Source organism: Streptomyces sp. PH9007, from assembly GCF_059813725.1.
Map to the genome: position 1 here is coordinate 5,602,231 of NZ_CM187440.1, position 12,285 is coordinate 5,614,515.

Consider the following 12,285-nt stretch of genomic DNA (forward strand, 5'->3'; position numbering starts at 1 on the left):
CCCCGACCGGCCGCCGGCTCCCGGGGAGCGGCGCGGCCCGGCCCCTCCTGAGCCGCCGCCATTTCATGAGCCGCCCCCGTTCGCCCGGTGCAGCAGGGGCTTGCCGCGGCGCCAGCGGTCGGCCTCCGCCGCCACCATCCGGGCCGCCCGCTGTGCGACCGCCCGGCTCGCGCCCGCCAGATGCGGGGTCAGGACCAGGTTCGGCGCCCCGCGCAGCGGATGGTCCGCCGGCAGCGGCTCCTCGTCGTAGACGTCCAGCGCCGCCGCGAACAGCCGCCCCTGGCGCAGCGCTTCGGCCAGCGCCGCGTAGTCCAGCAGTCCGCCCCTGGCGCAGTTCACCAGCACCGCGCCGGGCGGCAGCGCCGCCAGCTCCGCGGCGCCGATCATGCCCGCCGTCTCCGGCGTCAGCCGCGCGTGCAGCGACAGCACCCCGCTGGAGGCCAGCAACTCCGGCAGCTCCACCAGCCGCACCCCCGGCGGCAGCGCCGCCGGATCCGCGTACGGGTCGGCCACCAGGACCCGCGCACCCAGCGCGGTCAGCGCCGCCGCCACCCGCCCGCCGACCGCCCCGGCCCCCACCAGGCCCACCGTGGTGCCCTCGATCTCCAGCCCCGTGGCCTCGTACGCGTACTGCGCGCTGTCCCAGCGCCCCGCCAGCACCCCGGCGTGCGCCTGCGGAATCCGCCGCATCGCCGCCAGCATCAGCCCCACGGTGTGCTCGGCCGTCGAGGCCGCGTTACGGCCCGGCGCGAACGTCACCGCCACCCCGTGCTCGGCCGCCGCCGCCAGGTTCGCGTTGACCGGGCCGCCCCGCGACACGGCGAACAGCTCCAGATCCGGGCACGCCCGGAGCACCCGCCGGGTCAGCGGCGCCATCTGCGTCAGGCACACCCGCACCCCCGCCAGCGCCGCGATCAGCTCGTCCTCGCTGCCCGAGGCCTCCACCACCTCCCCGACCGGCCCGAACGGCACGTGCGGCCACGGCAGTTCCAGCTCCCGCACCCGCCACGCGTCCGGGCCGCCGCCCGTCGCGTGCAGCGCGTCGGTCAGCAGCCGGTTCAGCACGAATCCGTCACCGGCGGCCAGCACCGGGATCGGTTCCTCCACGGTCCTCGTCCCTTCCCTCATCAGCGGTCGGTCCAGCCCGCCAGCCAGCCGCGTTCGGTGAGCGCGGCGACCAGCGCCTCGTAGCCGGGGGTCAGCCGGGCGTTGCGGTCCGGGTCCGGCTCCAGCGTGCGCAGCACCCGTACCAGCCGCCGCGCCGCCGCCGGGATGTCGCCGGTCACCGCGCCGGCGGCCAGCACCGCCATGCCCAGCGCCGGTTCGGGGTTCGCCGGCAGCCGCACCCGCATCCCGAGCATGTCGCAGCGCAACTGGTTCCACCACGGGTTGCGCGCCGCCCCGCCGGTGAACGTCACCGGGCCGCCCACATCGGCCCCCGACGCCGCCAGCACCCCGAACGCCAGCCGCTCGACGTGCGCCACCCCCAGGCACACCGCGGCGAAGTCCCGCGCCCGGTCCCCGGTCGAGACGTCCAGCGGCCCGTCCCCGAGGAATCCGCGCGCCCCCGAGGCCACGAACGGGAACCGCTCACCGTGCCCCACCAGCGGGTAACACACCGGCACCCCGGCCACGTTCACCTTCGCCGCCGCCCCGGTCAGTGCCGCCAGGTCGGCGCCGGGGAACAGCTCCCGCACCGCGCCCGCCCCCGTACTGGAGGCCCCGCCCGGCAGCCACAGCTCCCCGTACGGCGCGCGGTGCGAGTACACCGCCCCGGTCGGGTCGTGCGGCAGCGTCGTGCTGACCCCCTTGAGCGTCAGCGTCGTGCCCAGCACCGCGTTCCACTCACCGGCCTCCAGCGCCCCGGCACCCAGCTGCGCCGCGCACCCGTCGGTCATCCCGGCGATCACGGGGGTGCCGTACGGCAGCCCGGTACGCGCCGCCGCCGCCCGGCACACCTCACCGAGCACGGCCCCCGGCCGCACCACCTCCGGCAGCAGCCCCGGATCGATCCGCAGCCGTGCCAGCACCTCAGCCGGCCAGCGCTCGCCCAGCAGGTCGTAGCCGCTCTTCAGCGCGTGACTGGAATCGGCGGCCACCGGATGCCCCACCAGCGCCGCCGCCACCACGTCAGGCTGGTGCGCCAGCCGCACCCCGCTGTCCGCCAGCAGTCCGGCGTCCCGCCACCACAGCAGCTTCGGCAGTGCCCACGCCGGCTGCATCCGGTACCCCAGGTGCTGCCACAGGCCCGATCCGGCCTCCTGCGCCTCGGCGGCCAGCGCGCCCGCCCGGCTGTCGTCGTACATCAGCCCCGGGGTACGGGGTACCCCGGCCGGACCGGTCAGCAGGACCGTCCCGGAGGTGGCGCACACGGCGAGCGCGCCCACCGGGCGCCCGCCGAGCGATCCCGACAGTTCGGCGAGCGCCTCGGCCGTCCGCTCCCACCAGGAGGCCGGGTCCTGTTCGTGCCGCGCCCCGTCGCGCCGGCCGCGCAGCGGGCGGGCGGCGGCGGCCACCGTACGGCCCTCGTCGTCGACGGCCAGCGCGCGCACGCTCTGGGTGCCCAGGTCGACCCCGATCCACACCGGCTCAGCCATCGGCCCGCCATCCGCCCCAGCGCGTCGCGGCCAACTCCCGGGTGGCCAGGAACTCCTGGTGCTCGTCGTCGTGGAACTGCTGTAGTCGCGGCGAGGGTTCGTAGCGGTGGCCGGGGTGCACCAGGGCACCGGCGGCCGTGGTCAGATCCGGGTAGCGGCCGAGCGCGGTGAGCGCGGACAGCAGCGCGCCCTTGGCGCCGACCTGACTGTCCCGGGAGGAGACGGCCGGCAGCCCGGTGATGTCGGCGATCAGCCGGCACCACAGCTCGCTGGCCGCGCCGCCGCCGCACAGCGCCAGCTCGGTGGGCCGGGTCGGGGCGGCGTCCAGACAGTCCCGGATGACATGCGCCAGGCCCTCCAGGACGGCCCGCGCCAGATGCGCGCGACCGTGGCTGAACAGCGCCCCGGTCAGCAGCCCGCTGGCCGCCGGATCGAGGAACGGGGCGCGCTCACCGGCGGGCGAGAGGTACGGCAGGACGCGCAGCCCCTCGGCACCCGGCGGTACGCGGGCGGCCAGTTCGGACAGCTCACGGTGGTCGCGCAGCCCGAGCAACTCCACCGTCCAGTCCAGGACCCCGGTGCCGGCCAGGGTGGGAAAGGCCCGCATGAGCAGGTCCGGTACGCCGAAGTCGAGGGTGAGACCGGCGGGTTCGCCCTCCTCCGGCGCCGCCCGGCGGATGAGTACCTCGGTGCACAAAGTGGTGCCCAGCACACACGTGGCCTGCCCGGCGGTGGTGGTGCCGGTTCCCAGAGCGGTGGCCACCACGTCGTACGGGGCGAGCACCACCGGCGTACCGGAGGGCAGCCCCAGCTCACCGGCCGCCCCGGTGGTCAGCTCCGCGACCCGCTCCTCGCCGCTCAGCAGCGGTGGCAGCAGCGCACGGTGCGCGGACAGCCCGTACCACTCGATCAGCTTGTCGGAGTAGTCGCGGGTGCGGATGTCGAGCCAGGGCGCGGACGCCTCGGACGGGTGCAGCCCCAGCACCCCCGTCAGCCGCAGAAACAGCCAGCTGCCGCAGGTCAGTACGGCGTGCGCGGCGCGCAGGGACTCCGGCTCCCGCTCGGCGAGCACCCGCAGGATCGCGTTCGGCAGTCCCGCGTTGCTGAGCGAGGCGTTGTCGCGGTACGCCCGCTCCAGCACGCCCTCGGTGCGCCAGCGGCGGACGACGGCGGCGGCGCGGGCGTCGTTCCACAGCACGGCGGGCCGTACCGGGCGGTGCCCGTGGTCGACCAGCCAGGCGCCGTCGCCCTGGGCGGTCAGGGCCAGCAGCCCGACCGGGCGCGCCACCTCGGTCACGGCATCACGGATCGCGGCGGCCACCGCGCTCCAGACCTCGTCCATGTCCTGCTCGGCCGCGCCGGGGTACGGGTGGTGGACCCGCGTCTCGCGTCGGCTGACCGTCAGTTCCCGTCCGGCGGCGTCGAACACCACCGCCTTGATCACGGTGGTGCCGGCGTCGACGCACACCGCGACTTCCTCGTTCCGCACCGCCATCTCGCCGCACCTCATTCCGGCCGACCCCGATGTGACGCGTATTACACGCACGCTCCCGGAATTTCGCAACTTTTCACATTGATCTTGGGGGCGCGTGTCGCGCGGAACGGGAAAAGAGGCAGCTCGGAGCTGCCGAGCCGCTGCCGCCCGTGGCCGACCAACCGGGTGAACTTCACATGACGTAGCAGAACTGGGCTGCCGTCAGGTCCTTCGGTCAGCAGTCCTCCACCACATCGACCCGGGCGCCCCTCGCCCACAGCTCGCGCACCGTACGCGGCGCGGTGCCGCCGTCCACCACCACCCGGTCCAGCTCCGCCAGCGCCGCCAGCCGGTGCGGCGCGCGGCGGTCGAACTTGGAGTGGTCGATCAGCGCGACGGTCCGGGAGGCCGAGGCCACCAGCGCCCGGCGGGTGATCGCGGTACGCAGCGACTGGAGGTAACACACCCCGTCCGCCACCGCCGTGGTGGACACGAAGAGCAGATCGGGCCGGATGCCGGCCGCCGCGTCCGCCGTGTCCTGGCCCAGGAAGGAGTCGTACGCCGCGTCGTACCGGCCGCCAAGACCCACCAGTTCGATGCCCGGCTGGGCGGCCAGCGCCCGGATCACCGGCAGGAAGTGCGTCACCACGGTGAGCGGCGCCCGCTCCGGCAGCAGCCGGGCCAGCACCAGGGAGGTTGTGCTGTCGTCCAGCGCCACCACCTGCCCGGACTCGACCTCGGTGGCCAGTGCCTCGCGGGCGATCGCCAGCTTCGCGTCCACCTGGGCCTGCATCCGGTGTTCGAGGTCGCCGTGGAAGGTGGTGGTCGGGGCGCTGGTCGCGCCGCCGCGCACCTTGTGCAGGAATCCGCGCCGGGCCAGCTCGTCGAGGTCGCGGTGCACCGTCATGATGCTGACCCCGTACTCCCGGGCCAGCGCGTCCACCCGCACGAATCCCGCCTCGGCCACCTGCCGGCGCATGGCCACCCGCCGCAGTTCCGGATTCCGCCGTGCCCCGTCCGCCGTCATGGGATCACCCGCCATCCGCCCAGCATCGCACGGGGGTTGACGGGCGTTCGGGGGTCGCGATCGGCCCGATGGGTGTGGGAGCGCTTCCATGAAGGGCGTGTTCATGTCACCATCCGCACGACGTGCCGCTCCGCGAACCGCAGCCGGCCGCACGGCCTCCACCGCCGCGCGAGCCCGCTCCGTGCCCCCACTCCTCGTGCCGAAGGGACCCCGATGACCACCACCTCGCCCCGCACAGCGGGACGGCGGCGACGGCCGCCCCGTACCGTACTCGCCACCCTGCTCGGCGCCCTCGCACCGCTGCTCGCGGCGATGTTCCTCACCGCGCCGCCCGCCTCCGCCGCCACCCTCACCGAGGTGACCGGCTTCGGCGCCAACCCCAGCGGCCTGCGGATGCACCTGTACGTGCCCGACACCGTCCAGCAGCGCCCCGCCGTCCTGGTGGCCGTGCACTACTGCACCGGCAGCGGCCCCGCCTTCCACTCCGGCACCGAGTTCGCCTCGCTCGCCGACCGCCACGGCTTCATCGTCATCTACCCGTCCGCCACCCGCAGCGGCCAGTGCTTCGACGTCTCCTCGCCCCAGGCGCTGCGCCGCGACGGAGGCAGCGACCCGGTCGGCATCCGCTCGATGGTCGACCACGTGCAGCGCACCCACGGCGGCGACCCGGAACGCGTCTACGTGACCGGAGCCTCCTCCGGCGCCATGATGACCAACGTGCTGCTGGGCGTCTACCCCGACGTCTTCAAGGCGGGCGCCGCGTTCGCCGGGGTCCCGTTCGGCTGCTTCGCCACCACCGACGGCTCCGGCTGGAACAGCGCCTGTGCGCAGGGGCAGATCAGCCGTACCCCGCAGGAGTGGGGCGACCTCGTACGGGCCGCCCACCCCGGCTACACGGGGCCGCGACCGCGCATGCAGATATGGCACGGCACCACGGACGACGTGCTGCGCTACCCGAACTTCGCGGAGCAGATCAAGCAGTGGACGCAGGTGCTCGGGGTGAGCCAGACACCCGCGTACAGCGATCAGCCGCAGGCCGGCTGGAACCGCACCCGCTACGGCGGTACCGGCGACCAGGCCCCGGTGGAGGCCATCAGCCTCCAGGGCACCGGACACAACGTGCCCGGCGGCGGCATGGCGGCCCGGGTGATCCAGTTCTTCGGCCTCGACCAGAGCGGCGGTGATCCCGGCCCGGGCCCCGGGCCCGACCCCCAGCCGGGCGCCTGCCGGGTGGGGATCGCCACCCAGGCCTGGAACACCGGGCTGACCGCCGAGCTGACCGTCACCAACACCGGCAGCACGACGGTGAGCGGCTGGTCGCTTGCCTTCGCGCTGCCGGCCGGCCAGGCCATCACCGCGGGCTGGAACGCCGCCTACAGCACCTCCGGCGGCACCGTGACGGCCACCCCGGTGGCCCACAACAGCACCATCGCCCCGGGTGCGAGCGTCAGCTTCGGCTACCAGGCCACCCACACGGGCAACGCGGCGGGCCCGGCCGCCTTCACCCTCAACGGCGCCGGGTGCACGACGTCCTGACCGGCCACCGCGCGGTGGCCCGGCGCCGCAGTCCGGCGGCCCGGACCGCCGGACTGCGGCGCCGGGGGCGTAGCGGCGGGAGTGGCGTGGCGGTCCCGGGCCGACCGCGGTGTTCGGGGCGACAGCCGGTCCGCTTGAATGATCACCATGAATGCGTTCCTCCCGCCACGAGCCCAGCACGGCACCCTCGGTTCGGGGGTCATCCTCCTCTTCTTCGGAACCGTGTGGTGGCTCGTGGGGGCCATCGCCCTGGGGGAGGCCGCCGTCCTCGTCGCGGGACTGGCCGCGGTCGTGGCCCTCTCCGTGCTCGCCGTCCGCCGCCTGGACAACATCGGCGGCCGGGAGGCGTACGAGCGGGCCGCCCCGGCCTACCGGACGGCCAACGCCGCCCAGGCGGCCGGGATCGCGGCCGTCGTCGCCGTCTGTGTGGCCACCGGTGGGCAGCAGTGGATTCCGGCCCTCGTCACGGTCGTGGTCGGGGCCCACTTCTTCCCGCTGGTCCGTCCCTTCGGCCGTCCCGAGTACCGCTGGACCGGAGCCCTGCTCATCGTCCTGGGCCTCGCCGGCTGCGTCACCGCCCTCGCCGGGGCCGAGGTGACGACGGTCCTGACCCTGTCCGGCCTGGGATCGGCCACGATCCTGTGGGGCACGACCGCCTGGCACGTGGTGGGCGGGGCGCCCGACGCCTCCGCCGCACCGCACGAGCGGGAAACGGCGGGCTGACCGGCTCCACCCCGGAGGAACGTCCGCGCGGCAGCACCGGACCGTCCGGGAGGACGGGGCCCACCCGGGAACCGCGGGGCACCTCGTACGGCCCCCCATCAGACCGGGATTGACCCTTGGCACGGGCAACTGCCGCTCCGGCACGGCCGCTTGGGAGCGCTTCCATGAGACGCTGGCGCGTATTCCGGAACGGCCGGTCACTAGAACACCGTTCGATCCACCGGCCGTGTTCCCCCCACGCCTGAAGGAGCGAATGGTGTTGTCGCGCAGATCAAGATTCTGGCGCCGCGTGGTGGTTGCCGTGGCCGCCGTGACCACGGTGGCGGTGGGGATCGGACCCGCCACCGCCGACGAACCGGCACCGGCGGCCTCCCAGGCGGCGGCGAAATCCGTCTACCTGCCGGAACGCTGGCTCACCACCGGCGAAGTGCCCTGGAGCGCCGACCGGACCCAGGAATCGGAGAACTTCATCCTCCTGTGGGGAGAGAGGTCCGGCACGGACCCGCAGACCGCGCCGGGCGAGTACCGTTTCGATCCGGCCAACATCCTCAGCCAGTTGGAGACGCTGTACTCCTTCTACGTCAACGACATGCGGTTCACCCCGGAGACCGGGCTGCTCGCCGAGCACAAGATCATCGTCATCGTCACCCGTACCTGGAACCGCACCGCGCTCGACGCCTGGGCCACCGGCGGCTCGGTCGACGGCCGGGTCGGCATCATCAACATCGCCCCCGCCGCCGCCCAGCCCGGCTCCTGGGGCCTCGCCCATGAACTGGGCCATGTCTTCCAGAACTACACCTTCCTCGGCAAGGGCGGCGGCCTCGGCTTCACCCACGCCTCCGCCGGCACGTTCTGGGAGACCAGCGCCGAGTTCATGGCCATGCAGGTGTACCCGGGCGGCGGCGCCGGCGATCTGACCCGCTTCCTGCGCACCGAGAACCTGGCGTACTCCTCCAGCCGTCACCACTACGGCAACTGGATGCTCGTCCAGCACCTGGTCGACAACTACGGCGGGATCCAGACCTTCAACGACCTCTGGAACCAGGCGCGCAACACCGAGCACCCGCTGGAGGCCTACCGGCGGATCAACAACCTGACGCAGGCCCAGCTCAACACCCGCATCGGTGAGTACGCCCAGCGGCAGGTCACCTACGACTACTCCAACCGCGCGCAGATCATGCCGTTCATCAACACCATGTACGGCGCCGGCTTCATCAACGCCTACAACGGTGTCCCGGTGGAGGCCGTCGACCAGGCGGCGGGCCGCTACGCCATCTCGGACCGGATCGCCCCCTCCGACTACGGCTACAACAAGATCAAGCTGGTGCCCGCCACCGACGGCGGCCTGATCCGGCTGAACTTCCAGGGCCGGGTCAACCCCGCGGCCGGCTCCGGCTGGACGTACGGCTTCGTCGCCCTGCGCAACGGTGTCCCGCGCTACGGGCCACTGCACAACAGCCCCAGCGGGGAGATCACCTTCCAGACCCAGCCAGGTGAGAACGAGGTCTACCTCGTCGTCACCGGCACCCCGGACACCGTGCACCGGTACGCCTTCCTCGACGGGTACACCAAGAACTACCGCTACCCGTACGAGTTCCAGGTGCAGGGCGCCACCCCGTCCGGGCACGAGCCCGGCTACCAGAAGCCCGCCGCGACCGGCGGCGGCCACTGGCACGCCAACGGCGGCGGCTGGGTCGACAACCGCGCCAATGTCGCCGCCGGCGTGTACGTCGGCCCCCGCGCCGCCGTCTACGGCAACTCCACGGTCACCGGCAACGCCCGGATCGAGGGCCTGGCCTGGGTGAACTCCGGCGCCACCATCAGCGGCGACGTGGTGGTCAAGGACAACGCCATCGTCCAGGGCGGCGCCAACCTCTCCGGCAGCGTGGTGGTGGGCGGCGACGCCGAACTGGCGATCACCTGCTCCTCCGGCACCTATCTGCTGTTCGACCCGGACCGTGGCTGTGACGGCCGCGCCGGGGAGAGCGACATCAACGGTCAGTGACGCACCCGGGGGCCGGGGCCGCGAGCCACCCACCCCGGCTCCCACCCGGCCCGTGCCCGCCCGGAGAACACCGTCCGGGATGGAATTCATCGGTTGCCACGCGGCCGGCCCCGCCCGGCCTGGGGAGCTTCCGCCGGGGCGGCCGACCACCGGCGCGGTGACCGGATGGCCCGGCCCCGGCATCGTTAGGAGCCGGCGGCCTCCGCCAGGACGCGGGCGAGTTCACGGGGCCGGGTGGCCATCGGCCAGTGACCCGAGTCGAGGTCCACGTACGCGAGGTGGGTGGCGCGGGCGAGCTCAGGACTCTCACCGGCGGCGATCCACTCCTTGGCCTGAGCGGGAGTGAACTCGGGGCAGACCACCACGACGGGCACCTCGAAGCGCCGCTCGTCGGTCAGGCGCACGATTCCCCTGGCGACCCCCTCGGGGACGGGAACCGAGGCGGACGCGAAACGGTCCCGCGCCTCCTGGTCCAGGTCGGCAGCGTCCGCACCCTCGAACGGGCCCCAGCCGGGGAAGGGCATGGCGCCACCCTCGATGGCGAAGTAATCGGCGTAGGCCCGCCCGTCGTCGGCGGGGAAACCGCCGATCAGGACGACCTTGGCGACCTTCCCGGGACGCGCGTCGGCGGCCAGCCAGGCCAGGCTCGCGGCAGCGGAATGTCCTACCACCAGGGGCTTTCCGGGCGCCGCGTCAACGGCGGCGAGTACCGACTCCAGCTGATCCCCAAGCGTCGCGGAGGCGGTGCCGTCACCCTGGCCCGGGAGGGTGAGCGGCACGGGACGGTGGCCGAGCGCGGTGAGTTCTGGGACGACGTCGTCCCAGGCGGACCCATCGAGCCACAGGCCGGCGATGAGCAGAATGTCCACGGTGGTTCTCCCGGGGAGGAGGCGAGGCTGACTGCCGGCACGCTATCGGGAGCCTCTGACACCGCGCCCGGGTCGGGATGATCTTCGCAAACGGCGCGGCTCGACCCGGCCCGGCACACCTTGCCGGCCTCCGTACGCGTGGCGGTCGGTGCCGACGTGCGGGGCGGCCCAACCGCTCCGGTGACCGCCCGTGTGCGGTTCCCCCGGAGCACTCGGCCGGGCCACGGCTGAGGCCCCGACACGCGCGAGGACGGGCGCCCGTACCGTCCTCCGCAGCTCGACGGTGCGGGACGCCCGGCCCGGAGGCCGGCGGGGGAGAAGCGGCGCCCCCGCCGGCCGCGAGGGTCACCCGGTGGTGCAGGCGGCACCACTGAGGGTGAAACCGGTGGGGGCGGCGTTGGCGCTCCCCTTGCTGCCGAGGAAACCGACCGTGACGGTCCCGCCCGCCGGGATACTGGCGGTGTACGCGGCCGGTGCGACACTCACGCCGCCCCCGCTCTGGGTGGCGGTACCGCCCCACATGCTGGAGACGGTCTGACCGCTGGGAAAGACGAACGCCAGGGTCCACCCGCTGATGGCGGCCGTGCCGGTGTTGCGGATGGCGATCTCCCCCTGGAACCCGCCGCCCCACTCGCCGACGACACGATAGGCGACCGCGCACCCGGCGTTCGGCTGGGGCTCCTCGCCGCCGCCCTCGCCGTCGAAGATGGTGGCTTCCACGGCGGTCTCGCCGATGCCGTTGGGCCCGTGGAAGATGCGCTCGCCCCAGGAGCTGAGCCGGCTGGGGTCGAAGTCGATCGCGAGGTCGAGGATGGGATCGGTGTTGCCGGACCAGGACCAGGCGAGATACCCGAGCTGGTACTGCTCGGCGGCGGCGAGCATGGAGTCCTCGTCCGGATCGCCCCACTCGTCCGGCGGCCCGCCGAACTCACCGATCACCAGGGGCAGCCCGGCCTGGACGAACGACCCCAGGTAGTCGGTGATCTTCTGCGCCGTGTCGTAGACGCTGTACATGTGGATCGAGAAGATCAGATTGCCGGTGGTGTCGGCGTCGTAGACGGACTGGGCGGTGGCGCGCATCACGCCCTGCCAGTCCTGGCCCCAGTTGGGAGCGTCCACCATGATCGTGTGCTCGAAACCGGCGTTCCGCAGCTTCTCGATGGCGGCGATGGTGGGCGCGGTCCAGCCCTCGGGGTTGGTGTTGCCCCACGGCTCGTTGCCGATGTTGATGATGACGTAGTCCTCCTCACCGGTGAGGACGCTCTGGAGCCCGATCCAGTAGTCGGCGGCGCCGTCCAGGGTGTCGGCAGCGGCCTCCTCCCCGTATCCGGTGGTGTCGTGGACCTCCAGCACACAGATGAGCCGGTTGGCCTTGCACTGGGCGACGACGGAGGCCACATCGGCGGCGCTGTTCTCGGACCACCGATAGCCGTTGGACAGCACGACCCGTACGGTGTTGGACCCCAGCGCCTTCACATCGGCCAGCGACTGGGTCTCGCCGGGGTACCAGGTGTGGGCGTGGTTCACGCCACGCATGATGAAGTCGTTGCCGTTGCCTTCCACCAGCCGGCCGTCGCTGATGTGCAGCCCGGTGGCGAGGGCCGTCTCCTCCTGCGCCTGCGCGGTGGCCGGCCCGAGGCCGCCGAGCACGATGACCCCGATCATCCCGGCCAGGGCGGCCAGCAGCGCGGTCAGTGGACGTTTGCGTCTGGTGCTGCTTGCTGTTCTCACTGCGACTCCAGAGAGTGAGCACGATGGGGAACATTGGGAGCGCTCCCATGAACCCACCGCACCCGTAAGCCGTCAAGACATCGCGCAGACCCCCACTGAATCCCACCAAAGTCACCACCCGGCCACGGGCGGTAAGAGTGTGCGGAGCACCCGGTGGAGCTTGGTATCGTTGTCGTCGTCACAGCGACACACCGGTCCGGGTGGCGGAATGGCAGACGCGCTAGCTTGAGGTGCTAGTGCCCTCTTATGGGCGTGGGGGTTCAAGTCCCCCCTCGGACACCAGCAGGAACCCCAGTTCACCTGGGGTTTTTGTGTTGTCGGGG

9 protein-coding genes and 1 tRNA gene are annotated in these 12,285 nt (G+C 73.1%); 4 read left to right on the plus strand and 6 right to left on the minus strand.

Annotated elements, in window-relative coordinates; all coding sequences use genetic code 11:
* Positions 1-63: 63 nt before the first annotated feature.
* The 4 genes from ACTFAP_RS25680 to ACTFAP_RS25695 form a co-directional block, all read right to left on the minus strand.
* On the minus strand, positions 64-1,107 hold the full coding sequence (locus ACTFAP_RS25680; protein ID WP_500467544.1) for an NAD(P)-dependent oxidoreductase: 1,044 nt from the start codon (positions 1,105-1,107) through the stop codon (positions 64-66).
* Positions 1,108-1,127: 20 nt separating this feature from the next.
* Positions 1,128-2,597 (minus strand): FGGY family carbohydrate kinase, encoded by a 1,470-nt coding sequence (locus ACTFAP_RS25685; RefSeq protein ID WP_495682522.1) that lies wholly within the window; start codon positions 2,595-2,597, stop codon positions 1,128-1,130.
* Positions 2,590-4,092, minus strand: coding sequence for an FGGY family carbohydrate kinase (locus tag ACTFAP_RS25690; protein WP_500467545.1), 1,503 nt, complete (start codon positions 4,090-4,092; stop codon positions 2,590-2,592). Before ACTFAP_RS25690 ends, ACTFAP_RS25685 begins: the two co-directional genes overlap by 8 nt.
* A 214-nt stretch (positions 4,093-4,306) precedes the next feature.
* Positions 4,307-5,113 (minus strand): DeoR/GlpR family DNA-binding transcription regulator, encoded by an 807-nt coding sequence (locus ACTFAP_RS25695; protein WP_234306842.1) that lies wholly within the window; start codon positions 5,111-5,113, stop codon positions 4,307-4,309.
* A 198-nt stretch (positions 5,114-5,311) separates the two neighbouring features.
* Here ACTFAP_RS25695 and ACTFAP_RS25700 point away from each other — a divergent pair, with 198 nt between their 5' ends.
* The 3 genes from ACTFAP_RS25700 (at position 5,312) to ACTFAP_RS25710 (ending at position 9,362) form a co-directional block, all read left to right on the plus strand.
* The gene (locus ACTFAP_RS25700) at positions 5,312-6,634 is read left to right on the plus strand and encodes an extracellular catalytic domain type 1 short-chain-length polyhydroxyalkanoate depolymerase (RefSeq protein WP_500467546.1); all 1,323 of its coding nucleotides are present in this window, start codon (positions 5,312-5,314) and stop codon (positions 6,632-6,634) included.
* Positions 6,635-6,781: 147 nt separating this feature from the next.
* Positions 6,782-7,357, plus strand: coding sequence for a hypothetical protein (locus ACTFAP_RS25705; RefSeq protein WP_495682526.1), 576 nt, complete (start codon positions 6,782-6,784; stop codon positions 7,355-7,357).
* A gap of 301 nt (positions 7,358-7,658) precedes the next feature.
* Positions 7,659-9,362, plus strand: coding sequence for a DUF6055 domain-containing protein (locus ACTFAP_RS25710; protein ID WP_500467547.1), 1,704 nt, complete (start codon positions 7,659-7,661; stop codon positions 9,360-9,362).
* A 185-nt stretch (positions 9,363-9,547) separates the two neighbouring features.
* Here the strand turns inward: ACTFAP_RS25710 and ACTFAP_RS25715 are convergent, their stop codons facing one another.
* Entirely contained in the window at positions 9,548-10,231 is a 684-nt protein-coding gene (locus ACTFAP_RS25715; RefSeq protein ID WP_500467548.1) for an alpha/beta fold hydrolase, read from the minus strand.
* 345 nt (positions 10,232-10,576) lie between these two features.
* Positions 10,577-11,962, minus strand: coding sequence for a cellulase family glycosylhydrolase (locus ACTFAP_RS25720; RefSeq protein ID WP_495682529.1), 1,386 nt, complete (start codon positions 11,960-11,962; stop codon positions 10,577-10,579).
* A 194-nt stretch (positions 11,963-12,156) separates the two neighbouring features.
* Between ACTFAP_RS25720 and ACTFAP_RS25725 the strand changes: the two genes are divergently transcribed.
* A tRNA-Leu gene (locus tag ACTFAP_RS25725) sits at positions 12,157-12,244 on the plus strand.
* Positions 12,245-12,285 lie beyond the last annotated feature (41 nt).